The sequence below is a fragment of the Neisseria sp. Marseille-Q2251 genome (assembly GCF_940793045.1).
GTDB lineage: Bacteria > Pseudomonadota > Gammaproteobacteria > Burkholderiales > Neisseriaceae > Neisseria.
Map to the genome: position 1 here is coordinate 44,887 of NZ_CALNWV010000009.1, position 24,721 is coordinate 69,607.

The following is a 24,721-nucleotide window of genomic DNA, read 5'->3' on the forward strand; positions in this document are numbered from 1 at the left end:
ACGGTTTTCAGACGACCTTTGCGGTTTATGCGGTGAGTTGTCCGGATTCTTGCAATGCGGCGCGGACTTTTGCCTGTCCGGCTTCGGTCAGGGAAACGAGCGGCAGGCGGACATAAGGTTCGCATTTGCCCAACGCGGATACGCCCCATTTGGGCGCGGCAGGGCTTGGTTCGCAGAACATAGTGTTATAAATCGGAATCAGGCGGTCATTTAATTGACGAGCGGTCGCAATATCTCCTGCAAGGGCGGCGCGGCACATGTCGGCGAAGAGTTTGGGGGCGACATTGGCGGCAACAGTGATGACGCCGTGTCCGCCGCAGAGCATGAAGGGCAGACCGGTTGGGTCGTCGCCGGAAAGGATGGTGAAGCCTTCTGGTGCGTGTTTGATCAGTTCGAGATTGTTGCCGATATTGCCGCTGGCTTCTTTGACGCCGACGATATTCGGGATTTTGGCAAGGCGCAGGATGGTGTCGTTGGTCATGCTGACGACGGTGCGGCCGGGTACGTTGTAGATAATCATCGGAATCGAAGTGGCTTCGGCGATGGTTTTGAAATGTTGGTAAATGCCTTCTTGGGAGGGCTTGTTGTAATAGGGGACGACGGAAAGGGTGTAGTCTGCGCCGGCTTTTTCGGCGGCGCGGGAGAGTGCGATGGCTTCAAGGGTGTTGTTGGCGCCGGTGCCGGCGATAACGGGAACGCGTTTGTTGACGTGTTTGACCGTTTCTTCGATTACGCTTAAATGTTCTTCGACGGAGAGGGTGGCGGATTCGCCTGTCGTGCCGACGGCGACGATGCCGTCAGTACCGCTTTCGATGTGCCAATCGATCAGATCGCGGAGTTGTTCGTAATGGATGCTGCCGTCTTGATTCATGGGTGTAATCAGGGCAACCAAGCTACCTTGTAACATACGGAAACCTTTTTATTCATTGTGTGAGGTCGATTATGCTTGGGATTGTAGCTTACTTTGTTGTTTGTGTGAAACATATCGGCCGGGCGGTTGGTTTGGAAGCTTAAGGGCTATCATATCTTAATAAATAATATTTTTTATAATCATAAAATTATTGGTTTTTGGCGGTGGAAGTGCTGTCAAGAATTAAAATGTGTTAAGCGTATGAAGGCTGCCTGAAAATGAGGGATTGCCTAGAGCGGAAATTCAAAGAAATTTGAGTTTGGGCAACTGAAGATGTTTTTGCGCTGGAGTATTTGAATTGATAAGGAATCTTTGATTCGCTACAATTTCGTTTCTTAAAAATTTTTAACGCTTCACGGCGGACAGGAAGACTGCAATGGCTGGAACAATGAAAAAACAGGCGGATTCACCCGATTTGGTGTACGGTTTGGAAGACAAACCGCCATTCGGAAATGCCTTATTAAGCGCGATAACGCATCTTCTGGCGATTTTTGTGCCGATGATTACGCCCGCGCTGATTGTGGGCGGCGCGCTGGAATTGCCGGTGGAGATGACGGCGTATCTCGTGTCGATGGCGATGGTTGCGTCGGGTGTCGGCACTTATTTGCAGGTCAACCGCTTCGGGCCGGTCGGTTCGGGGATGCTGTCTATCCAGTCGGTGAATTTCTCGTTCGTTACCGTCATGATTGCGCTGGGCGCGGGGATGAAAGAGGGCGGTTTGACCAAGGATGCGATGATTTCGACGCTGCTGGGCGTATCGTTTGTCGGCGCGTTTTTGGTGTGTTTCTCGGCGTGGCTTCTGCCGTATTTGAAAAAAGTGATTACGCCTACGGTCAGCGGCGTGGTTGTGATGCTGATTGGTCTGAGTTTGGTACACGTCGGCATTACCGATTTCGGCGGCGGCTTCGGCGCGAAGGCGAACGGCACGTTCGGCTCGATGGAAAACTTGGGGCTGGCGTCGCTGGTGTTGCTGATTGTGTTGATATTCAACTGCATGAAAAATCCGCTGCTGCGTATGAGCGGCATCGCAGTCGGGTTGATTGTCGGCTACATCGTCGCGCTGTTTTTGGGCAAGGTGGATTTTTCCGCGCTGCAAAACCTGCCGTTGGTTACGCTGCCCGTACCGTTTAAATATGGTTTTGCTTTTGACTGGCACGCATTTATTGTGGCGGGTGCGATTTTCCTGTTGAGCGTGTTTGAGGCGGTCGGCGATTTGACCGCGACGGCAATGGTATCCGACCAGCCGATTGAAGGCGAGGAATACACCAAACGCTTGCGCGGCGGCGTATTGGCGGACGGCTTGGTATCGGTAATTGCGACGGCTTTGGGTTCGCTGCCTCTGACCACCTTCGCGCAAAACAACGGCGTGATTCAGATGACCGGCGTGGCTTCGCGCCATGTGGGCAAATATATTGCCGTGATTTTGGTGTTGCTGGGTTTGTTCCCCGTGGTCGGACGCGCGTTTACGACGATTCCGAGTCCGGTTTTAGGCGGTGCGATGGTTTTGATGTTCGGCTTGATTGCGATTGCGGGCGTGCGGATTTTGGTCAGTCACGGTATCCGCAGACGCGAGGCGGTAATTGCGGCAACGTCGGTCGGTCTGGGCTTGGGCGTGGCGTTTGAGCCGGAAGTGTTTAAGAACCTGCCTGTCTTGTTTCAAAACTCCATTTCCGCCGGCGGCATCACGGCAGTTATCCTGAACCTGCTTTTGCCGGAGGATAAAACCGACAAAGTCGTCGAAATCAATATCGAGGGGCTGGAGCATTAAGTTTCAAACGTAAACGAAAGGTCGTCTGAAAATTTGATTTTCAGACGACCTTTTCTATCGGGTTTGGATTGAAACCGTATTCTGTCGAAGAAGTCGGTTTACGATTTATTTGCCGATGGTTACACGCTTGATGATGACCGGTTTGACGGGGACGTTTTGGTGGAAGCCGCGTGTTGCAGTCGGGGTTTTGCTGATTTGCTGCACGACATCCATGCCCGAAGTCACTTTGCCGAAGACGGCATAGCCGTAGCCTTGCGGGGTTTTGTTTTTGAAGTCGAGGAATGCGTTGTCGGCAGTGTTGATGAAGAACTGGCTGGTGGCGGAATTAGGATCGCCGGTACGCGCCATGGCGATGGTGCCGACGGTGTTTTTCAAGCCGTTGTCCGCTTCGTTGTTGATGGCTTTGTCGGTGGCTTTTTGGGCAAGATCAGGGGTAAAGCCGCCACCTTGAATCATGAAGCCGTCGATAACGCGGTGGAAGACGGTGTTGTCGTAAAAGCCTTTGCGGGCGTAGTTGACGAAGTTGGCGACGGTTTTCGGTGCTTTGGTTTCGTCGAGCGACAGGCTGATGTTGCCCATATTGGTTTCGATGACGGCGTGTGTCTCGGCTTGGGCGTTGAAGGCTGCGGCAAGGGCAAGGGCGGCGAAAGTGAGTTTAAGGGTTTTGTTCATTGGAGTGTTTCTCGTAGTGTGAAAATTATAGTGGATTAAATTTAAATCAGGACAAGGCGACGAAGCCGCAGACAGTACAGATAGTACGGCAAGGCGAGGCAACGCCGTACTGGTTTAAAGTTAATCCACTATAAACGTTATTATCGCGGATTTTATGTGAAATCTCTAAAAGGCGTTGTGAAATATTTTAAGGTCGTCTGAAAACGGATACAGCGAACTTCGTTTCAGACGACCTTTTGTGTTGCGCCGCGGCTTATTGTTTGGCGGCTTCAAGTTGGATGTCGATGCGGACGGTTTTGGTCATGCCTGCATCAACCAGATAGTTCACGCCCCATTTGGTGCGGTCGATGGTGGTGCTGAAGTCGCCGCCGCAAACTTCGGTTTTCGCCATCGGGCTTTGGTAGCAGTTGAATTTTTCGGCTTTGAGTTTGACGGGGGCGGTTTTGCCGTGCATGGTCAGATTGCCGTCAACGGAGAGCAGTTTTTTGCCGTTGAAGTTGAATTTGGTGGAAACAAAGCGGATGTTCGGATATTTGGCGGCATCAAAGATGTCGGCGGATTTCAGGTGGTCGGTGAAGTGTTGCGAACCGCTTTGCAGGTTGGCAACGGGAATGGTAATGTCGATTTTGCCGGTGCGTTTTGCTTGATCGAAATCGACGGAGCCGGTCAGACCGTAGAAACCGCCGATGTTGGTGCTGGTGTTGAAGTGGTCGATGGCAAAACGGGCGTTGGCGTGGTGTTCGTCCACTTTGTAAGTGGCGGCGGAGGCAGTACCGATGGCTGTTGCTGCGAGTGCGGCGAAGATGATTTTTTTCATGATTCTTGTCCTTTGTATGAGGTTGTAAAGACGTTTATCTTAACATAGGAAAGAATGCATATCATTTCTTAAGGGTGAATGGTGGATTTACTTGGATTTGATGATGGGGTCGTCTGAAAACTGAGAAGAGCAATATTAAGGCAACCCTAGACTTCTTGAAGATTTGCTAGAATTACATCCTGGTGATTTAGGTAATACACCTGTGACAATAGAAATTCCTTATGATTCAATTAAAAATTTGAAAGTTCCAAGTGGTAACGAAGCGTCAGCTTTTAAAGGATATTGGAAACCAGGTGGCCGCACTTATCCAGGCGATATGCCCGAAGCAGTCATTGATGAGGTGCCTTGGGGACAATTTACAATTAGAAAATTAGGTGATAATTAAAATGGGCTTAACAAAAATAGCATGGGAAGAATATGAGAACTTTAAGGAAGTCCATACGCCAGACAATCTTTATATTCGGGAGCATGATGGAAAATACTATACGTTTTTTGAACTTGGTATTGCTTCTGTGAGGCGAGTTTTTGAAATAAACACCACGGATTTCGAAGCATATCTATCCGGGGAACGCTCAGGGAATGATTTGTTATTTAAAGCTCAGAATGATTTTTGGCCACCGAATGTGACACAATTAGAAGCGGATAAAAATTTTTGGCGGCAATATCCAGAAGCTTTAACGGTAAATCCTGAAGCACAAGGTTTATTCACAAAGACTGAACTAAAGGCAATATTGCCAGAAGGAGCTAAAATTTTGGCAAGTAGTGATTAAAACTTCTGTTATTAAAGTTAATGAAAAAAGCGCGGAATTATCCGCGCTTTTGGTTTTCAGACGACCTTTTACAAGGCGGCGAGTACGGCGTCGCCCATTTCGGAGCAGGAAACGAGTTTTGTGCCTTCTTCGTAAATGTCGCCGGTGCGCAAGCCTTGTTGCAGCACTTTTTGGACGGCGCTTTCGACTTGTTGCGCGCGGGTTTCGTCGTTCAGGCTGTAACGCAGCAGCATGGCAAGCGAGAGGATGGTGGCCAGCGGGTTGGCTTTGTTTTGTCCGGCGATGTCAGGGGCGGAGCCGTGTGACGGTTCGTACAGGCCTTTGCCGTTTTCGTCCAGCGAGGCGGAGGGCAGCATGCCGATGGAGCCGGTCAGCATGGAGGCTTCGTCGGAGAGGATGTCGCCGAAGATGTTGCCGGTGGCGATGACGTCGAATTGTTTGGGTGCGCGCACGAGCTGCATGGCGGCGTTGTCCACATACATGTGGGAGAGTTCGACGTCGGGGTATTGTTTGCCGATTTCTTCAAAGATTTCGCGCCAAAGTTCGGTGGTTTCCAAGACGTTGGCTTTGCCGACGGAGCAGACTTTTTTGCTGCGTTTTTGGGCGGATTGGAAGGCGACGTGGGCGATGCGGCGGATTTCGCTTTCGCTGTATTTCATGGTGTTGTAGCCTTCGCGTTCACCGTTTTCCAGAACACGGATGCCGCGCGGTTCGCCGAAGTAGATGTCGCCGGTGAGTTCGCGCACGATGAGGATATCTAGTCCTGCGACGATTTCGGGTTTGAGCGTGGAGGCGTTGGCAAGCTCGGGGTAGAGGATGGCGGGGCGCAGGTTGGCAAACAGGTTCAGGTCTTTGCGGATTGCCAATAGGCCGCGTTCGGGGCGTAGCGGGCGGTCGAGGTTATCGTATTGCGGGCTGCCGACCGCGCCGAGCAGGACGGCATCGGCTTTGCGGCAGAGGTTTTGTGTAAATTCGGGATAGGGATGGCCGTATTCGTCGTAGGCTTCGCCGCCTAGTGGGGCATATTCGTAGCTGACGTCCAAGCCTTGGGCGATGAGTTTGTCGAGTACGCGGACGGTTTCGGCGACGATTTCGGGACCGATGCCGTCGCCTCGGAGGATGGCGATATGTTTGGTCATGGCAAAATCCTTATGAGGGTTTGGAAAGGGGAAGGTCGTCTGAAAACGGCGATACGTTTTCCATTTTTTAGGATGGTGTTTTCAGACGACCTTTTGTGTCTGTTTGCAGGTCGGTTTGCTTGAACGAGGCTGATTGTACCATTGCGGCATCGAGAAAGCTGCGTGGAAATCATGCAGGCGGATTCGTTGGGAACGCGATGGGCGATATAGCCGAGTTTTACAGTATTTCCGAAGGATTGAAGGAAATCAGTAGCGTTCTGCTTCGATACGGATTTTAAATACGGCTTTGCGTATGGACTTTTCTTCGCCCACCAATGGGGCGTGCGCGTCGTTGGGAAAGAAGAGGGCGAACTCGCCCGGTTGGAGCGTGAGCCAAGTTTCCGGTTCGCAGTCGAAAAATTCGATGTCGCGCTTTTCGTCGTAGCCCAAACCGTTTTTCAGACGACCTCTGTCTATCCAGCCGTAGGTTTCTTCCCCGCTGATGGGGGCTTGGATGTCGATATGTTTCAAATGCGCTTCCGGCTTGGCATCGGCTTTGCTCCTCATCAGTTCGCTGCCGATAAAGAGGCGGATGTTTGGGTTTGCGCACGGCACTTGTCCGTCGGGCAGGGCGGCGAAATCCAGCGTTTGCAACAGCCGGACGGCGTCGGCGAAGTCGGGGTGCAGTGCGGCGTAGCGGGTGGCGTTGCTGATGATGTCGGTAATCATGTTTTGAAGGAAGAGATAAAAAGGCCGTCTGAAAATTAAACCTCAGGGTGTAGCGAAGCCAATACGTTCTTCAAGATGCCTTGCCGGAAGACAAATAAGACTTCAGTATAGGCGGCACCATCTCCGATGATGGTCGTTAAGAAAAGGGTATCGTCTTTAGCGCGGTAGTAACAGTGGCTCAGTTGCGTATTATCGCCTGCCTTTTCAAAATATGGGTTGAACAGGTGGTCATATTGGGCTCGGGGAGCGATTTGTGTTTTACCGTTGCGGAAAAAGGCAATTTCACGATAGTGGCTGAATGGAATTGTACCGTCAGTGCCGAACATTTCTTTTCTGCGATAATGGGAAAGTCCGTATTGATCGTGTGTAAACAGATGTTTTTCTTTCTTATAGTTGAAACGTTCCGATTTAATGCGCACGCCCATACCGTTTTTTTGGCAGGTAAAGCCGTCGGCAGTGGCCGTAACGGGGATGCTTTCATAACGCGACAACGGAATCAGTCGCGAAGTATGCACCCAGCCATCTAGCCTTTTTTTGCCGCGCAAATCGTAGGTCATCTGCCAACCGTGTTCTAAATAAAGCTTTCCGTCCATCTCGGGGGTATAAACATGGGTACCGTTTGGAATTTTGGTCAGGATTCGGCTTTGGGCGTTCGGTTTTTCGCGTAAGTTGCTGTATCCGTCAGGATCTTGAATTTCTGAGAATTCCGCATGTGCGGCGAGGCTGATAAAAAGTATAGGGAGCAGGATAATTTTTTTCATGGTGGTCGTGAGTGAATGGTTTTATATATCTCAGGTTATATTTCCCGCCAAATTTGGCTTTGATAAAAAAGTCGTCTGAAAAAGCATTCCTTATAGGATAGATTTTTGTAAATCTAAAGTGGAAGCATAATGTTCGGCAATGGCGATAGGCTTGCGGCTGACTTGGTTGATGTCGCTACCTTCTTCAGTACATAAAAATGGAAAGAACGTATAAACACTGTCACCACTCAAATTGCGGATTTCTTCGCGCCAATTTTGCCAGCGTAGGTTCTCATAATACATCTGCAGGTCGCCTACTAATGCCCAATGCAAGAAATCGCCATAGCCTTTTTCGCAATCTTCCCATTCGAGCGTATCCGGCGGGAGGTAGAAAACATTGCCGGGTGTGCCGTCCAATCCGCCGCCGTTGAGGGCAAAGTAGCCGCCTGCGGCGTCATCGGCAATCAGGTAATAGGGCGCGGGCGCGGCAGGTTCGGATTGTGTGCGGCCGAGATTCCAGCTTCCCAGTCCGCGAGGCAGTTTTGCGCTGCCGGAACCCAGTATCCGCAACCAGCCGTCGTCAATCAGGATGCCGCCGGTTTCATAAACGACCGCACCCATAAATGAACGTGTTGTTACTTGGGTTTTTAAGAGTTCGGCTTCTGCAGCGGCAGAATCGCGCGGCAGGATTTCCACAGGATGGGCAGCTTCAGTAAGCCACTCTTGAATCAGCGGCCATGCGGGGGCGGCGGTATTGATGAGTTCGGATAATGTTTTCATTTGGGACTAATTGAAAATGAGCGGAGAGGGTTTCTATTCTCTGCATTTGGTCTGACGCACAAAAAACAGGCAGCCTGCACAATCATTGCAGGCTGCCTGCTGTTTTAACCGTTAAACAGCCAAGGCTGGCTTTGGCGGCGTTTTTCTTCGAAATCGCGGATTTCGTCGGCGTGTTGCAGGGTTAAGCCGATTTCATCCAAACCGTTTAAGAGGCAGTGTTTGCGGTGTTCGGTAATGTCGAATTTGAACGTTTCGCCGCTAGGTGTGGTCAGGGTTTGTTCGGCAAGGTCGATGGAGAGCTGATAGCCTTCGTTGGCTTCGATTTCTTTGAAGAGCTGGTCGACTTGTTCTTCGGTCAACACGATGGGCAGGAGGCCGTTTTTGTAGCAGTTGTTGAAGAAGATGTCGGCGAAGCTGGGGGCGATGACGGCGCGGAAACCGTAGTCATCCAATGCCCAAGGGGCATGTTCGCGCGAGGAGCCGCAGCCGAAGTTTTTGCGCGTCAACAGGATTTGTGCGCCTTGGTAACGCGGCTGGTTCAGCGAGAAATCGGGGTTCAGCGGGCGTTTGCTGTTGTCCATGCCCGGTTCGCCGTGGTCGAGGTAACGCCATTCGTCAAAGGCATTGGGACCGAAGCCGCTTCGTTTGATGGATTTTAAAAATTGTTTGGGTATGATGGCGTCGGTGTCGACGTTGCTGCGGTCGAGCGGGGCGACGATGGAGGTGATTTTGGTAAAGGCTTTCATGTCAGGTTCTTATAGGAATAATGTGAAAAAAACTGTGGCTGTTTGGCGGATTGGGTTAACGTGTGCTGTGCAAACCGATTCGGTTGCCTTCGGTATCTTCGATAAAGGCGGCAAAGCCGTTGGCGATGGGGAATTTTCCCTGCAACAATTTTCCCCCTGCCGAAACGGCTTTTTCTGCGGTCTCGGCACAATCCGGACAATTGAAGAAAATGGTTGTACCGCCGTGACCGGGTTGGGCGTTGCTGTCGTGCCAAATCATGCCGGCAGTACCGTGTTGCGTGTAATCGGCAGGAAAATGATGAAACGGAAGCCGTTACCGCCGATATCTTGCAAAGGTTTGCCGAAGACAGATTCGTAAAACGCTTTGGCTCGATCCAAATCTTGGGCGTGAATACCAAACCAGCTTGACGGATTGCTCATGGTTTCTTCCTTTTTATGAGATGCTGAATATTTCTGGATGCCTTATTGATGTAGGGTAAGAGGTCGTCTGAAAAAAGGTTTGGATTTTTCAGACGACCTTGGTTGCCGGTTTATTCGGTAGCGGCTTCAAGTTTTTCGCCGACATGAGTCATGCCGCGACCTACGGCATTGCCGCCTTTTTTAACGGCTTCCTCAGTCTTGTCGGCTACATGACCGGCGGTTTCTTTGGTTTTATCCCAGTTGCGGCTGGTATCATCTTTTGCTCCGGACCATGTGCTGGAACAGGCAGACAAGATGAAAGCTGCGGCAGCCAATGCAAAAAGTTTTTTCATAATGGATTCCTTTCAAGTGATAAATGATTGAAAAGGTTTCAGACGTTTTGCGCAACGATAGGGAGATTTGCTTGAGCAACGTGTTTTCAGACGACCTTTATTGATGAGGTCGTCTGAAAGATTATGCCATAGTACGGATGTCGGTAAATTTACCGTTTACCGCGGCGGCGGCAGCCATAGCGGGGCTGACCAAGTGCGTGCGCCCGCCGTTGCCTTGCCGGCCTTCGAAGTTGCGGTTGGAGGTGGAGGCGCAGCGTTGGCCCGGAGTGAGGCGGTCGGCGTTCATGGCGAGGCACATCGAGCAGCCTGGTTCGCGCCATTCGAAACCGGCGTCGATGAAGATTTTGTCCAAGCCTTCTTGTTCCGCCTGCCGTTTAACCAAGCCGGAGCCGGGAACGATTAACACGCGCTGTACGTTGTCGGCTTTTTTACGGCCTTTAGCGACGGCGGCGGCTTCGCGCAAATCTTCGATGCGGCTGTTGGTGCAGGAGCCGATGAATACGATGTCGACGGGGATTTCGTTCAGCGGCGTGCCGGCTTCCAAACCCATGTATTCGAGGGCGCGCTCCATGCCGCTGCGTTTGACGGGATCAGTTTCTTCGGCAGGATTCGGTACTTTGCCGCTGATGTCCAAAACCATTTCAGGCGATGTGCCCCATGTTACTTGTGGTTCGATGTCTTCGGCTTTGAAACGGTATTCTTTGTCGAATACCGCGCCTTCGTCGGAAACCAGCGTGCGCCAGTATTCGACGGCTTTGTCCCATGCTTCGCCTTTGGGTGCGAAGGGTTTGTCTTTGACATAGTCGATGGTGGTTTGATCGACGGCAACCATGCCGGAGCGCGCTCCTGCTTCAATCGCCATGTTGCACAGGGTCATGCGGCCTTCCATCGAAAGGCTGCGGATGGCTTCGCCGCCGAACTCAATGGCATAGCCCGTACCGCCTGCCGTACCGATTTGTCCGATGATGTAGAGGGCGACGTCTTTGGCGGTAACGCCCGGTTTCAGACGACCTTCAACGGCAATCAGCATGGATTTGGATTTTTTCGCGGTAATACACTGGGTCGCCATAGTGTGTTCGACTTCGGAAGTGCCGATACCGTGTGCCAGCGCGCCGAATGCGCCGTGGGTAGAGGTGTGCGAGTCGCCGCAGACGACGGTCATGCCGGGCAGGGTTGCGCCTTGCTCCGGACCCATAACATGAACGATGCCCTGACCTTTATCCATGAACGGGAAGTAGGCGAGTGCGCCGAACTCTTTGATATTTTTGTCTAAAGTATCGACTTGCAGCTTGGAAATCGGATCTTGGATGCCTTTGTCCCAATCGCCGGTCGGGGTGTTGTGGTCGGCGGTGGAGACGACGCTATCGATACGCCACAGCTTGCGTCCCGCCATTTTCAGGCCTTCAAATGCTTGCGGGCTGGTGACTTCGTGCACTAAATGGCGGTCGATATAGAGCAGGACAGTGCCGTCTTCTTCTTCGCGGACGACGTGGCTGTTCCAGAGTTTGTCGTAGAGGGTTTGTGCGCTCATGATGGGTTATCTTTGCTTATTAATAATAGGAGTAGATGGTTTGTTTTAATGGGCGGATTTTAGGCTTTTTATAGGGGTAGTGCAATAGAAACTTGTCTAATTTCTACATTTTCACATAAAAATCTAAAAATAACTTTCAAAAATTAGACAAATTGTAGAATTGTTGACAAAAAGAGGTATTTTATTTGAAACAATGCTTGTCGTACCGCCTAAAAAAGCACTATCATTTCCATCCGTATCCTACATCCGACAACAGAGGTATAGAGAATGAAATTACCGGTTATGGCTGCCGAACATCTGTCGCAACTTCAGGCGTTTGAAGCGAAAATCTTGTGCAACCACGCCAAAATCGAAGCATGGTTCCGTTCGCAATGGAACGCGCACCGCCCGCCATTTTACGGTTCGGTCGACATCCGCAATGCCGGTTACAAAATTTCATCTATTGATATGAACTTGTTTCCTGGCGGTTTCAACAACCTGAATCCGAATTTCATCCCGCTGGCGGCAGTGGCGGCTCAAGATGCGGTACAACGCGCTTGCGAAACGGCAAAATCCGTATTGATTATTCCCGAAAACCATACCCGCAACACATTCTACCTGCAAAACGTTTACGCACTCAGCGAGATTTTGCGCTCGGCAGGGTATGAAGTCCGTTTGGGCAGCCTGAATCCGGAAGTTACCGAACCGACCGAATTTGAAACCGCGTTGGGCGATAAAATCCTGCTGGAGCCCTTATTGCGTACCCGCGAGCGCGTCCATCTTGCAGACGGTTTCTCGCCTTGCGTCGTCTTGTTGAACAACGACTTGTCCGCGGGCGTTCCCGACATTCTCAAAGGCATCAACCAAACCGTATTGCCTCCGCTGCACGGCGGTTGGACGACGCGCCGCAAAACAGAGCATTTCAGCGCATACAACCAAGTCGCCGCCGAATTTGCCAAGCTGATTGACATCGACGAATGGCAGATTAACCCGTATTTTGAAAAAATCGGCGGTTTGGACTTCCAAGAGCGCGAAGGTGAAGATGCGTTGGCGGAAGCGGTAGAACGCGTGCTGGCAAAAATTCAAGCCAAATACGACGAATTGGGCATTACCGACCGGCCTTTCGTGATTGTCAAAGCCGACGCAGGTACTTATGGCATGGGCGTGATGAGCGTCAAATCCGCCGACGAAGTGCGCGGATTGAACCGCAAAAACCGCAACAAAATGGCGAAGGTGAAAGAAGGCTTGGAAGTCAGCGAAGTGATTGTCCAAGAAGGCATTTATACCTATGAAACCATGAATGGCGCCGTGTGCGAACCCGTTGTTTATATGATGGACCGTTTCGTTATCGGCGGCTTTTTCCGCGTACACGAAGGGCGTGGTGCGGACGAAAACCTCAACGCCGGCGGTATGGTGTTCGTTCCGTTGTCGAACAGTATCCCCACCGGCAGCGGCGACAACTCTCAAGAAGCCCCCGAAGCCTGCAAACGCGTATTCGAACAATGGGACTCGCTCGGCATGCTGCGCTCCGAGAAAGACTGTGATGTGGACAACGAACACAACCGCCTCTACGTTTACGGCGTGATGGCGCGACTGTCGCTGCTTGCCGCCGCGCTTGAGTTGGAACAAACCGCTCCGTAAATGATTACTTAAAATAGTAAAAGGTCGTCTGAAAATCATAGTTTAAGTTTTCAGACGACCTTTTTATGTGGGCAGGTAGGAATAGCAGGTAACCATTAAAGCAACAAGCCGCGGACGGTACGGGAGTACGGCAGCTATGGCAAAAAATCAGTTTATTCGCCATATGATTCGAAAGGGATGCAAAAAGCCCGAAAAGCACGGTTTTATGCTAAAATTCCCATCTATTTTTGCCATACGAAATAAAGAAAACCATGACCGACGCAACTATCCGCAACGACCATAAATTCGCACTCGAAACCCTGCCCGTCAGCCTTGAAGACGAAATGCGCAAAAGCTATCTCGATTACGCCATGAGCGTGATTGTCGGCCGCGCGCTGCCCGATGTGCGCGACGGTTTGAAGCCGGTGCACCGCCGCGTGCTTTACGCCATGCACGAGCTGAAAAACAACTGGAATGCCGCCTACAAAAAATCGGCGCGTATTGTCGGCGACGTCATCGGTAAATACCATCCGCACGGCGATTCCGCGGTTTACGACACCATCGTGCGCATGGCACAGGATTTTTCGATGCGCTACGTCTTAATCGACGGTCAGGGCAACTTCGGTTCGGTTGACGGCGACGGCGCCGCGGCAATGCGTTATACCGAAATCCGCATGGCGAAAATCGCCCACGAAATGCTGGCGGACATCGAAGAAGAAACCGTCAATTTCGGACCGAACTACGACGGCAGCGAACACGAGCCGCTGGTGTTGCCGACCCGCTTCCCCGCTCTGTTGGTTAACGGTTCGTCCGGTATCGCCGTCGGTATGGCGACCAACATTCCGCCGCACAATCTCACTGACACCATCAACGCCTGTCTGCGCCTTTTGGACGAACCCGAAACTGAAATCGACGAATTGATCAACATCCTTCAAGCGCCCGATTTCCCGACCGGTGCAACCATCTACGGCTTGAGCGGCGTGCGCGAAGGCTATAAAACCGGCCGCGGCCGCGTCGTTATGCGCGGTAAAACCCATATCGAACCCATAGGTAAAAACGGCGAACGCGAAGCCATCATCATCGACGAAATTCCGTATCAGGTGAACAAAGCCAAACTGGTGGAAAAAATCGGCGAGTTGGTGCGCGAAAAAACATTGGAAGGCGTATCCGACCTGCGCGACGAATCCGACAAATCCGGCATGCGCGTCGTTATCGAATTGAAACGCAATGAAAACGCCGAAGTCGTTTTAAACCAACTCTACAAACTCACCCAGCTTCAAGACAGTTTCGGCATCAACATGGTTGCTTTGGTGGACGGTCAGCCGCGCCTGTTGAACCTGAAACAGATTTTGGCGGAATTCCTGCGCCACCGTCGCGAAGTCGTTACCCGCCGCACTTTGTTTCGCCTGAAAAAAGCGCGTCATGAAGGCCACATTGCCGAAGGTAAAGCCGTCGCCCTGTCCAATATCGACGAGATGATTCGATTGATTAAAGAATCCGCCGACGCGCCTGAAGCCAAAGAAAAACTGTTGTCCCGCGCATGGCGCAGCGGTTTGGTGGAAGATATGTTGAGCCGTACCGACCTCGACCTGCGCATGGCGCGTCCCGAAGGCCTGCCCGCCAACCTCGGCTTACAGGAACAAGGCTATTATCTGAGCGAAATCCAGGCCGACGCCATCCTGCGCATGAGCCTGCGCAACCTGACTGGCCTTGACCAAGAAGAAATCGTCGGCGACTACAAAAACATCATGACAAAAATCATCGACTATTTGGACATTTTGGCGAAGCCGGAACGCATCACCCAAATCATCCGCGAAGAATTGGAAGAAACCAAAACCAATTTCGGCGACGAGCGCCGCAGCGAAATCAACCCGTTCGGCGGCGACATTGCCGATGAAGATCTGATTCCGCAACGCGAAATGGTCGTTACCCTGACCCACGGCGGCTATATCAAAACCCAGCCGACCACCGACTATCAGGCGCAGCGTCGCGGCGGGCGCGGCAAACAGGCGGCTGCCACCAAAGACGAAGACTTCATCGAAACCCTGTTCGTTGCGAACACGCATGACTATTTGATGTGTTTCACCAACCTCGGCAAGTGCCACTGGATTAAGGTTTACAAACTGCCCGAAGGCCGACGCAACAGCCGCGGCCGCCCGATTAACAACGTCATCCAGTTGGAAGAAGGCGAAAAAGTCAGCGCCATCCTCGCTGTGCGCGAGTTCCCCGAAGACCAATACGTCTTCTTCGCCACCGCGCAAGGCATGGTGAAAAAAGTCCAGCTTTCCGCCTTCAAAAACGTCCGCAGCCAAGGCATCAAAGCCATCGCGCTCAAAGAAGGCGACTACCTCGTCGGCGCCGCCCAAACCAGCGGCTCGGACGACATCATGCTGTTCTCCAACTTGGGCAAAGCCATCCGTTTCAACGAATACTGGGAAAAATCCGGTAACGACGAAGCAGAAGATGCCGACATCGAAACCGAAATTTCAGACGACCTCGAAGACGAAACCGCTGACAACGAAAATGCCCTGCCAAGCGGCAAACACGGCGTCCGTCCGTCCGGTCGCGGCAGCGGCGGCCTGCGCGGTATGCGCCTGCCTGCCGACGGCAAAATCGTCAGCCTGATTACCTTTGCCCCCGAAGCCGCGCAAAGCGATTTGCAAGTGCTGACCGCCACCGCCAACGGCTACGGCAAACGTACCCCGATTGCCGATTACAGCCGTAAAAACAAAGGCGGACAAGGCAATATCGCCATCAACACCGGCGAGCGCAACGGCGATTTGGTCGCCGCAACCTTGGTCGGTGAAACCGACGACCTGATGCTGATTACCAGCGGCGGCGTCCTCATCCGCACCAAAGTCGAACAAATCCGCGAAACTGGCCGCGCCGCAGCAGGCGTGCGCCTGATTAATCTGGACGAAGGCGAAACCTTGGTATCGCTGGAACGTGTTGCCGAAGAAGCGGAAGATGAAAATCCCGAGGCGGAAAATCCGGAAGGCAATGAAGCTGAGAACACCGTATCGGATACTGATAGCGGCGAAGCGTAAATCAAGCTTCCGATTGACCGGAGCCGATTGGCAGGGTCGTCTGAAACGATAGGTTTCACGATATAGTGGATTAACAAAAATCAGGACAAGGCGACGAAGCCGCAGACAGTACAGATAGTACGGAACCGATTCACTTGGTGCTTCAGCACCTTAGAGAATCGTTCTCTTTGAGCTAAGGCGAGGCAACGCCGTACTGGTTTAAAGTTAATCCACTATATTAAGAATATCGGCTGAACGATTGCCTGTTCATCGTTTCTATTTCAATAGAAAGAGTGGGTGAGCAGGCAATAAACCAAAATGGTTTCAAAATCGGTTTTTTAATATACCCGCCCTGTCTCAGCCTTCTTTCAGATTTTCGATAATTTATTGATATAGTGGATTAAATTTAAATCAGGACAAGGCGACGAAGCCGCAGACAGTACAGATAGTACGGAACTGATTCACTTGGTGCTTCAGCACCTTAGAGAATCGTTCTCTTTGAGCTAAGGTGAGGCAACGCCGTACTGGTTTAAAGTTAATCCACTATAAATCTAAAAAATGGAGAAATCATGTCAACTTTATCCAATAAAATCATCATGGTAACCGGCGCGTCCCAAGGTTTGGGCGAGCAGGTTGCCAAGGCTTATGCGGCGGCCAGCGCGACCGTCATTTTGGTGGCGCGTCATCAAAAGAAGTTGGAAAAAGTTTATGATGCCATTGTCGATGCCGGCTATCCCGAACCCTTTGCCATCTGCTTCGACTTAATGAGCGCGGAAGAAAAGGAATTCGACCAATTCGCCGCAACCATTTCCGAGGCGACCGGCGGACGCTTGGACGGTATCGTACATTGCGCCAGCTATTTCTATGCGCTTTCTCCTTTGGATTTCCAGACTGTATCGGAATGGGTCAACCAATACCGGATCAACACCGTCGCGCCGATGGGTTTGACACGCGCGATGCTGCCTTTGCTCAAAGCATCTTCCGATGCCTCTGTGATTTTTGTCGGAGAGAGTCATGGCGAAGATCCCAAGGCTTATTGGGGCGGATTCGGCGCGTCTAAAGCCGCATTGAATTATTTGTGCAAAGTTGCTGCCGACGAGTGGGAACGTTTTGACAACCTGCGCGCCAATGTTCTGATTCCGGGCCCGATTAACTCGCCGCAACGCATTAAGTCCCATCCGGGCGAGTCGAAAAGCGAACGTAAAAACTATACCGATGTATTGCCGCAGTTTGTGTGGTGGGCAAGTCAGGAAAGCAAAGGGCGTAGCGGCGAGATTGTGTACCTCTAGGCTTGAACGGTAACGCGGCAAAATTATCCTTCGATGACTGCCGAGTTTTGATTTTTAAAATATTATCGTTATGTCAGGCAAGCGATGCAAAAGGTCGTCTGAAATCAAGTTTGGTATTCAGACGATTTTTTTGTGAATAGAAAAGAAGTGTTGGTTTTTAACTGAATCTGAGTTTGAGATACGAAAGGTCGTCTGAAAAAATTTCAGACGACCTTTTGCTATAAACAGACTGCTAGGGCTGCCAATCCAAGAAGTTACGCAACAGCAACAGTCCCGCGTCGTGGCTTTTTTCCGTGTGGAACTGGGTGGCGAACACATTGTCTTTACCGACGATGCAGGCAAATTCGTGCGGGTATTCGCTGGTGGCAAGGACGGTTTCGGGGTCTTCGGGGGCGAAGTAGTAGCTATGGACAAAGTAAAAGCGCGTTTCTTGTCCGATGTCTTTAAACAGCAGGTGCGGGCGGGTTTGGCGTACTGTGTTCCAACCCATGTGCGGCACTTTCAGACGACCTCCGTGTGCATCGGTTTGGTTGGCGGCGAAGCGTTTGACCCGGCCTTTAAACCAGCCCAGTCCGGCAGTGTCACCTTCTTCGCTGTGTTCAAACAATAATTGCGCGCCGACGCAGATGCCGAAAAACGGTTTGTTTTTCAATCCGTCTTCCACTGCATCGCCCAAACCGCTTTGCCGCAGGGCCGCCATGCAGTCAGGCATCGCGCCCTGACCGGGGAAAATGATTTTGTCGGCAGCAAGGATGTCTTCCGGGCGGGCGGTCAGGTAAATTTCGGCGGCTTTGCTGGACAAGGCTTGCGCGGCCTGTACGGATTTGAGGACGGAATGCAGGTTGCCCATGCCGTAATCGACAATAGCGGTTTTCATGTTTTCTCCTTGATTTTTGGATAACGGGGCAAGGCGGGGAAGGGCATTGCGATGGTAATGATTTTATAGCAAACCCCGAACGCGGCAAATCGTTGCGTTGAGCGGCGGTGAGGGTAGGGCGGCACTATATATGTTACAAAGCCAAGTTTGAAAACTTGGCTCTTTATATCGTTTACAGGATGATGGGTCGTCTGAAATAGGGGCAACTGAAAGAGAAAGCCTTGTTTCAGACGACCTTTCCCATATTACTCAATCTTTACCCGCTTCAACCTCAACGCATTGCTCAACACCGACACCGAGCTTGCCGCCATGGCCGCGCCTGCGATGACGGGGTTTAAGAAGCCGAGTGCGGCGAGCGGGATGCCTAATATGTTGTAGAAGAAGGCGAAAAACAGGTTTTGCTTGATGTTTTTCAACGTCGCCTGCGACACCAGCAGGGCATCGGCGAGCTGGTTGACCGAATGCTGCATCAGCGTGGCGGACGCGGTGTGTTCGGCAACGTCTGCGCCGCCTTTCATGGCGAAGCTGACGTTGGCGGCGGCGAGTGCGGGCGCGTCGTTGATGCCGTCGCCGACCATCGCCACGGTTTTGCCGGCGTCTTTGAGTTTCTGTACTTCGGCGGCTTTGTCGCGCGGACTCATGTTGCCGAAGGCGTGTGCGATGCCCAGTTGTTTGGCGACATATTCGACCGTGCCTTGGTTGTCGCCGCTCATGATGTAAACGTCGATGCCGTGTTTTTTCAGACGACCTATGGCTTCGGCGGTATCGGCTTTCAATGCGTCGGCGAGTGCGAATGCGCCGATGGGTTTGCCGTTGGCGGAAACAGCGACGATGCTTGCGATGCGCCAAACGTCGTCTGAAAACTCGGGCAGGGTCAGTTCGGCAAATTCGGCTTTGCCCGCTTTCACCAAACCCACTCCTTCGACTTCGGCGGTAATGCCTGCGCCGACAACGGTTTGCGCGTTTTGTGCGGCGGGTATGTCCAGGCCGCGCGCTTGGGCGGCGGAGACGATGGCGCGCGCGAGCGGGTGGGCGGCGTTTTGTTCGACGGCGGCAGCGATGCGGTACAAAGCGTCTTCGTCAAAGCCGCTGTCGGGAACGCAATAAACGGCAGCAACCTGCGGTCTGCCTTCGGTCAGCGTGCCGGTTTTGTCCAACACGACGGCATCGACGTGGGCGGCTTCTTCCATCGCCGCCGCGTCTTTGAACCAAATGCCGTGTTTCACCGCCTTGCCCATGCCGACCATAATCCCGGCGGGCGTCGCCAGACCGAGCGCGCACGGACAGGCAATCACCAAAACGGCAACGGCGTGCATCAGCGCGACCGTCCAATCGCCCTTAAGCAGCCAAGTGGCGATAAAAGTCAGAAGCGCGATGCCCACTACGGCAGGCACGAATACCGCCGCCGCCTTGTCCGCCACGCGCGCAATCGGCGCTTTGCTGCCTTGCGCTTCGGAGAGCGCGTTCATCATGTCGCCGAGCAGGGTTTGGCTGCCGAGCTGCGTAGCGCGGTACACCACGCTGCCTTCGGTCATCAGCGCGCCCGCCAACACTTTGCCACCCGCCTTTTTCTCTTCGGGATTGGATTCGCCGGTGAGGTGGCTCTCGTCCGCCCAGCCGCTGCCGCTTTCAATAATGCCGTCGGCGGCAATGCGTTCGCCGTGGTTGGCGCGGATTAGGTCGCCGATTTGCACTTGGTCGATGGGCAGTTGTTTCCATTCGCTATCGCGTTGCACGTTGACTTGGGTCGGCGTGAGTTTCAGCAGCAAGCCCAAGCTGTTCAGGCTGGATTTTTTGGTGCGGTGTTCCAAAAATTTGCCCAGCGACACAAAACCAATCACCATCACGCCTACTTCAAAATACACATGCGCCATGCCGTGCGCCGCGTGCGGGCTGAAAAACAGCATATAGACGGAATACAGATAAATCGACACCGTGCCGATGGTAACGAGTACGTCCATATTCGCCAGCCCGCCTTTAATACTCGCCCACGCGCTTTTGTAAAACGGGATTGCCAGCCAAAGCTGCACCACGCTCGCCAGCACGAATTGCCATACCGGCGGAATCATCCAATCGTGCCGACCAATCATCATCCCCGCCATGCCGATAAGGAACGGGATATTGATGGCGAACAGCAGCCACAGCCGCCAGCCGATATGCGGTTCCGTTTCCGGCTGCGGCAGCGCGTCTTCCGTCTTTTCCTTCGCGCCATAGCCGGTTTTCTCGATGATTTTGGCGATATCGGAGGCGGAGGTTTGGCTGTCGTCAAACACCACCTGCGCCTCCTCGCTGGCGAAGTTCACCCCCGCCGATTCGACAAAGTCTTTTTTGTTCAACACTTTCTCAATGCGCGAAGCACAGGCCTGACAGGTCATGCCTTCGATTTGGAAACGGACTTTTTGTTGCATGGTTTCTTCCTTCTGAATGTGGTTGGGCTACCTGAAAAAAGCGGAGCAGGGTTTTCAGGTAGCCTTTGGGGTGTTGCAGTCGATTTGTTGCGATTCGATTTATAAAGCCGCATCAAAGCCGCCGTCTTCCACCGCTTCTATCAGCGCGGCGGGGTTGGTTTGGGCGGGGTCGAATTCCACGACGGCGTTCTTGTTTTCCAGGCTCACTTCGGCCTTGTCCACGCCGTTTACGCCTTCGAGGATGCTGGTAACGCTTTTCACGCAGCCGCCGCAGGTCATGCCTTCGATGTTTAATGTGATGGTTTGCATAGGGTTTCCTTTCTGTTGGAATGAGGCTGAGGTTTTAAAGCCCGTTGCAGCCAAAGCTTTCAGGTAGCCTGAAATGATGGGTCTGCTCTTGCTTTCCCGCTAAGTGCCGCCACTATAAAGCTTCACCCGAAGTAAAGGTCAAGCATCATGATGAACATCAGCCAGGCCGCGGTCGAGAGCGGCCTTTCCGCCAAACAAATCCGCGACTACGAAAAGCACGGCCTAATCGCCCCGGCCGCGCGCAGCGAAGCGGGCTACCGCCGCTACGGACAGGCCGACCTTGCCCGGCTGCGCTTTATCCGCCATGCGCGGGAAGTGGGCTTTTCGCTGCCGCAGATCGGGCAGCTTTTGAGCCTGCAACACAACCCGCAGCGCACCAGCCGCGAAGTGAAAACGCTCACCGCGCGGCACATCGCCGAGCTGGAAGCCAAAATCGAACGCTTGCAGGGCATGGTGGCCGAGCTGCAACGCTGGCACGATGCCTGCGCGGGAGACGACTGCCCGGATTGTGCGATTTTGGCCGGGCTGGAGGAGCGTTAGGCGGCTTGGAGCTAATACCCATGAGTGCAACCATCTGTCGTCTTTGCTGGAAGGAATTGCCGAAGGTACGACCGTCTATGCCGACAAAGGCTATGACAGTAAGGAAAACCGGTAACATCTAAAAGAGCATCAGTTGTTGGACGGCATTATGCGCAAAGCCCACCGCAACCGTCCGCTGACGGAAGCGCAAACGAAGCGCAACCGATATTTGTCGAAGACCCGTTATGTGGTCGAACAAAGCTTCGGTACGCTGCACCGTAAATTCCGCTACGCCCGGGCAGCCTATTTTGGTCTGCTCAAAGTGAGTGCGCAAAGCCATCTGAAGGCAATGTGTTTAAACCTGTTGAAGGTGGCTAACAGGCTAAGTGTGCCTGCTGCCGCCTAAAAGGCGGCCCGGATGCCTGATTATGGGGTATCCGGGGAGAATTAAGGGGGTATTTGGGTAAAATTAGGAGTGATTTGGGGTGAAAACAGCCGAAAACCTGTGTTTGGGTTTCGGCTGTCGGGGGAAGGGCTTTTTTGCAAAGGTCTCTGCTCATAAAAAAACTGCACCTTGTGAGTTGGAGGGGATGTGTCCAACTTTTGGGGTGCAGTTCAAAAGGGGAGGGCGGTTTTCAGACGACCTTTTTGAGTGGGGCAGAGGGCTTGTTGTCAGATTTAAAATCTCGCAGATACGCATATTTTATGCCGATGCGGCAGGTTTTCAATTAAGCCGCGCCAAATTCCGTTAATTTCCATTAAAGGTCGTCTGAAAGCCTTCGGTGTCATACTTTCTCGGTTATAATAGCCGGCTTCTTCAATCTGACCCTTTTTCGGAAATATATCATGGCATTTGCCTCGCTTTTCACCCTTTTGGACGATATTACCGCTGTCTTGGACGACGTTGCCCTGATGACTAAAATGGCCGCCAAGAAAACGGCGGGCGTGGTCGGCGATGATTTGGCGCTCAATGCAAATCAGGTTACGGGCGTGTCGGCGGAACGCGAGTTGCCGATTATTTGGGCGGTGGCGAAAGGTTCTTTGGTGAACAAGCTGATTTTGGTGCCGTTGGCTCTCTTGCTGTCCGCCTTTTTGCCGAAGCTGATTACGCCTTTATTGATGATAGGCGGGATTTATTTGTGTTTCGAGGGCGTGGAAAAGCTGCTGCATAAGTTTTTACACCGCCACGAAGCGCATGAAGACGAGGAGGCTGCCGCCGAAACGCTGGACGAAAAAACCAAAATTAAAGGCGCGATTCGTACGGATTTCATCCTGTCTGCCGAAATCATTATTATTGCTTTGGGCGTGGTCGAAAAATATGACCTGATGACCCGTTCGCTGGTGATGACGGCAATCGGCGTCGGTATGACGGTTTTTGTGTACGGTTTGGTCGGTGTTATCGTCAAACTCGACGACTTCGGTATGCTGCTGATGCGTCAAAAAAGTACGGGCATCCAAACGGTCGGACAGGGCTTGATTGCCTTTATGCCTTGGTTCATGCGCGGTTTGAGCGTGGTGGGTACGCTTGCCATGTTCCTTGTCGGCGGTGGTCTGATTGCGCACAACTTGGGCTTTTTGCATGATTTCTTACACGCGCACCATTGGGGCAGCGGCTTGATGGAGCATATCGCCAACCTTGCCGTCGGGCTGATTGCCGGTGCCATCGCCTGCGCCGTAGCGTTGCCTTTGATGAAGCTATTTCAAAAACACTAAACAACCGATACGTCGTCTGAAAATGGTTCAACTTTGTTGAGGCTGTATTTTCAGACGACCTCTTATTTTCTTTTCTCTGCAATGAACATTTTCCGTAAACTCGAACAATATTGGCAGCATCCTGTGCTGTACTGGCCGTTGGTGATCCTGATTGCCGCCGCCACGCCGTTGACTTTCGCGCCGTATTACCATTTTTGGCTGATGCCCCTGCTGTTTGGCGCGCTGATCCGACTGATTGAACTGCGTCCGCGTTTTGCTGTTTCCACCGCCTATCTGTTTGGGCTGATTGCTTATACGACACAGTTTTATTGGATACATACCGCGCTGCACGATGTTTCCGGCTTGCCTAATTTATACGCGATTCCGCTGACTTTTCTGCTGCCTGCGTTTCTAGCGCTGTATCCTGCCGCCTGTTTTTGGTTGTGGAAGAAATTTCATCTGCCGCGTTGGGTTAAGGTCGGCATCGTTTTGCCGATTTTGTGGACTCTGGCGGAATTTGCCCGTGAACGCTTATTTACCGGCTTCGGCTGGGGCGCGCTCGGCTATTCGCAAATCGTCAAAGAAAGCCCGCTTGCCGGCTTTGCACCTTTGGGCGGTATTCATCTGGTCACGCTTGCGACGGCATTTGTCAGCGCGTGGCTGGTGTTGCTGATCGACAATACGGGTCGTCTGAAACAGCGCCTGCTGCCGATGTGCATGATTGTCATGTTGTGTACCGTCGGCTATATCGCCCAGCAAACCGACTTTACCAAACCCGACGGCAGCACCAGTACCGTCGCGCTCGTGCAGGGCAATATTGAGCAGAGCCTGAAATGGGACGAAGAACAAGTTGTCCCCACGATTCAGAAATACTACGGTCAAATCAGCAAAACATCCGCCGACATCGTTATCCTGCCTGAAACCGCGTTGCCTGTGATGCGTCAGGATTTGCCGGAAAACATCCTGACCCAGTTTGCCGAACAGGCGCGCACGAACGGCAGCGCGTTGGCTGTCGGTATCGGTCAATACACTGCCGACGGCAGCGGATACGAAAACGCCGTAATCAATTTGAGCGACTACGATGATATTTCAGACGACCTCCCGTATTACGCCAAGAATCATCTGGTCCCCTTTGGCGAATATAAACCGCTGCCTTTTTTGACCGAACCGCTGTATAAGCTGATGAATATGCCGCTTGCCGACTTCCGTCGCGGCGGGGTAGCACAAGCTCCCTTAACCATGAAAGGTCAAAAAGTCGCCTTTAATATCTGTTATGAAGACGGTTTCGGCGACGAACTCATCGCTACTGCCAAAAACGCTACGCTGCTTGCCAACGTCAGCAATATGGCGTGGTACGGCGATTCCAACGCGATGTACCAACAGCTCCAGCAATCCCAAGCCCGCGCGATGGAGCTTGGACGCTATATGGTCCGTGCCACCAATACCGGTGCAACCGCCATTATTTCTCCCAAAGGCAGCATCATCGCCGAGAGCGAACCCAATACCGATGCCGTCTTGGAAGGGCATGTCAAAGGCTATGTCGGCGAAACCCCTTATATGAAGGCAGGCGGTTCGCTGTGGCTGATCGGGGTATTGTCGATTATTGCCATCGCGCTGTTTTTAATCAGGAAACAAGCAGATTGAGTTTGAAAAAGCGGTCTTTTTATAA

Annotated in this window: 23 protein-coding genes and 3 pseudogenes; 12 read left to right on the top strand and 14 right to left on the bottom strand. The window is 52.3% G+C overall.

The genetic code is table 11. The features are described from left to right. Positions 1-25: 25 nt before the first annotated feature. The gene (dapA, locus tag AAG834_RS05340; protein WP_009311445.1) at positions 26-907 is read right to left on the bottom strand and encodes a 4-hydroxy-tetrahydrodipicolinate synthase; all 882 of its coding nucleotides are present in this window, start codon (positions 905-907) and stop codon (positions 26-28) included. Positions 908-1,286: 379 nt separating this feature from the next. Here dapA and AAG834_RS05345 point away from each other — a divergent pair, with 379 nt between their 5' ends. After that, positions 1,287-2,678, top strand: a complete 1,392-nt coding sequence (locus AAG834_RS05345; protein ID WP_342031492.1) for a nucleobase:cation symporter-2 family protein — start codon at positions 1,287-1,289, stop codon at positions 2,676-2,678. Between the two features lie 105 nt (positions 2,679-2,783). Here the strand turns inward: AAG834_RS05345 and AAG834_RS05350 are convergent, their stop codons facing one another. After that, positions 2,784-3,350, bottom strand: a complete 567-nt coding sequence (locus AAG834_RS05350; protein WP_342031493.1) for a peptidylprolyl isomerase — start codon at positions 3,348-3,350, stop codon at positions 2,784-2,786. Between the two features lie 253 nt (positions 3,351-3,603). Then, positions 3,604-4,167 carry a YceI family protein gene (locus AAG834_RS05355; protein WP_342031494.1) on the bottom strand — a complete coding sequence of 188 codons (564 nt, stop codon included), beginning with the start codon at positions 4,165-4,167 and terminating at the stop codon, positions 3,604-3,606. 163 nt (positions 4,168-4,330) lie between these two features. Here AAG834_RS05355 and AAG834_RS05360 point away from each other — a divergent pair, with 163 nt between their 5' ends. Both AAG834_RS05360 and AAG834_RS05365 read left to right on the top strand, forming a co-directional pair. Then, positions 4,331-4,552: a hypothetical protein gene (locus AAG834_RS05360; protein ID WP_342031495.1), complete on the top strand. Its 222-nt coding sequence runs from the start codon at positions 4,331-4,333 to the stop codon at positions 4,550-4,552. 1 nt (position 4,553) lies between these two features. Continuing rightward, positions 4,554-4,937 (top strand): hypothetical protein, encoded by a 384-nt coding sequence (locus tag AAG834_RS05365; RefSeq protein WP_342031496.1) that lies wholly within the window; start codon positions 4,554-4,556, stop codon positions 4,935-4,937. 68 nt (positions 4,938-5,005) lie between these two features. Here AAG834_RS05365 and leuB read toward each other — a convergent pair whose 3' ends face one another. The 8 genes and pseudogenes from leuB to leuC form a co-directional block, all read right to left on the bottom strand. Then, positions 5,006-6,076, bottom strand: coding sequence for a 3-isopropylmalate dehydrogenase (gene leuB / locus AAG834_RS05370; protein WP_342031497.1), 1,071 nt, complete (start codon positions 6,074-6,076; stop codon positions 5,006-5,008). A gap of 246 nt (positions 6,077-6,322) precedes the next feature. Next, complete coding sequence (locus AAG834_RS05375; protein ID WP_342031498.1) at positions 6,323-6,784, bottom strand: YhcH/YjgK/YiaL family protein; 462 nt, start codon at positions 6,782-6,784, stop codon at positions 6,323-6,325. A 35-nt stretch (positions 6,785-6,819) separates the two neighbouring features. Further along, positions 6,820-7,545: an SH3 domain-containing protein gene (locus AAG834_RS05380; protein ID WP_342031499.1), complete on the bottom strand. Its 726-nt coding sequence runs from the start codon at positions 7,543-7,545 to the stop codon at positions 6,820-6,822. A gap of 90 nt (positions 7,546-7,635) precedes the next feature. Continuing rightward, positions 7,636-8,304 (bottom strand): DUF2625 domain-containing protein, encoded by a 669-nt coding sequence (locus AAG834_RS05385; RefSeq protein ID WP_342031500.1) that lies wholly within the window; start codon positions 8,302-8,304, stop codon positions 7,636-7,638. Between the two features lie 104 nt (positions 8,305-8,408). Next, positions 8,409-9,050: a 3-isopropylmalate dehydratase small subunit gene (gene leuD / locus AAG834_RS05390; protein ID WP_342031501.1), complete on the bottom strand. Its 642-nt coding sequence runs from the start codon at positions 9,048-9,050 to the stop codon at positions 8,409-8,411. Between the two features lie 55 nt (positions 9,051-9,105). Further along, a pseudogene (locus AAG834_RS05395) lies at positions 9,106-9,470 on the bottom strand (VOC family protein). Positions 9,471-9,580: 110 nt separating this feature from the next. Next, positions 9,581-9,802, bottom strand: a complete 222-nt coding sequence (locus tag AAG834_RS05400) for a hypothetical protein (protein ID WP_049224328.1) — start codon at positions 9,800-9,802, stop codon at positions 9,581-9,583. 121 nt (positions 9,803-9,923) lie between these two features. After that, positions 9,924-11,333, bottom strand: coding sequence for a 3-isopropylmalate dehydratase large subunit (gene leuC, locus AAG834_RS05405; RefSeq protein WP_003765512.1), 1,410 nt, complete (start codon positions 11,331-11,333; stop codon positions 9,924-9,926). A gap of 267 nt (positions 11,334-11,600) precedes the next feature. On the opposite strand from leuC, the gene gshA reads away from it, so the two are divergent. The 4 genes and pseudogenes from gshA to AAG834_RS05425 all read left to right on the top strand — a co-directional run bounded on the left by gshA (position 11,601) and on the right by AAG834_RS05425 (position 17,247). Next, a complete protein-coding gene (gene gshA / locus AAG834_RS05410) occupies positions 11,601-12,953 on the top strand; it encodes a glutamate--cysteine ligase (protein ID WP_342031502.1) in 1,353 nt (450 codons plus the stop codon). Between the two features lie 251 nt (positions 12,954-13,204). Then, positions 13,205-15,979 (top strand): DNA gyrase subunit A, encoded by a 2,775-nt coding sequence (gene gyrA / locus AAG834_RS05415; protein WP_342031503.1) that lies wholly within the window; start codon positions 13,205-13,207, stop codon positions 15,977-15,979. A gap of 370 nt (positions 15,980-16,349) precedes the next feature. After that, positions 16,350-16,412, top strand: a pseudogene (locus tag AAG834_RS05420) (transposase); the annotation flags it as partial. 115 nt (positions 16,413-16,527) lie between these two features. Then, entirely contained in the window at positions 16,528-17,247 is a 720-nt protein-coding gene (locus tag AAG834_RS05425; RefSeq protein ID WP_070514996.1) for an SDR family oxidoreductase, read from the top strand. A 232-nt stretch (positions 17,248-17,479) separates the two neighbouring features. Here the strand turns inward: AAG834_RS05425 and hisH are convergent, their stop codons facing one another. The 3 genes from hisH to AAG834_RS05440 form a co-directional block, all read right to left on the bottom strand. Further along, positions 17,480-18,124, bottom strand: coding sequence for an imidazole glycerol phosphate synthase subunit HisH (hisH, locus tag AAG834_RS05430; protein ID WP_342031504.1), 645 nt, complete (start codon positions 18,122-18,124; stop codon positions 17,480-17,482). 245 nt (positions 18,125-18,369) lie between these two features. Beyond that, entirely contained in the window at positions 18,370-20,532 is a 2,163-nt protein-coding gene (locus AAG834_RS05435) for a heavy metal translocating P-type ATPase (RefSeq protein WP_342031505.1), read from the bottom strand. A gap of 99 nt (positions 20,533-20,631) precedes the next feature. Then, a complete protein-coding gene (locus AAG834_RS05440; RefSeq protein WP_003674677.1) occupies positions 20,632-20,841 on the bottom strand; it encodes a heavy-metal-associated domain-containing protein in 210 nt (69 codons plus the stop codon). A 147-nt stretch (positions 20,842-20,988) separates the two neighbouring features. Here AAG834_RS05440 and cueR point away from each other — a divergent pair, with 147 nt between their 5' ends. The 5 genes and pseudogenes from cueR (at position 20,989) to lnt (ending at position 24,696) form a co-directional block, all read left to right on the top strand. Continuing rightward, positions 20,989-21,381, top strand: coding sequence for a Cu(I)-responsive transcriptional regulator (gene cueR, locus AAG834_RS05445; protein ID WP_070515000.1), 393 nt, complete (start codon positions 20,989-20,991; stop codon positions 21,379-21,381). 10 nt (positions 21,382-21,391) lie between these two features. Continuing rightward, a pseudogene (locus tag AAG834_RS05450) lies at positions 21,392-21,766 on the top strand (transposase); the annotation flags it as partial. 79 nt (positions 21,767-21,845) lie between these two features. Then, the gene (locus AAG834_RS05455) at positions 21,846-22,112 is read left to right on the top strand and encodes a hypothetical protein (protein WP_342031506.1); all 267 of its coding nucleotides are present in this window, start codon (positions 21,846-21,848) and stop codon (positions 22,110-22,112) included. A gap of 94 nt (positions 22,113-22,206) precedes the next feature. Continuing rightward, on the top strand, positions 22,207-23,073 hold the full coding sequence (locus AAG834_RS05460) for a DUF808 domain-containing protein (RefSeq protein WP_342031507.1): 867 nt from the start codon (positions 22,207-22,209) through the stop codon (positions 23,071-23,073). Between the two features lie 81 nt (positions 23,074-23,154). Further along, positions 23,155-24,696, top strand: coding sequence for an apolipoprotein N-acyltransferase (lnt, locus tag AAG834_RS05465; protein ID WP_342031508.1), 1,542 nt, complete (start codon positions 23,155-23,157; stop codon positions 24,694-24,696). The last annotated feature ends 25 nt before the right edge of the window (positions 24,697-24,721 follow it).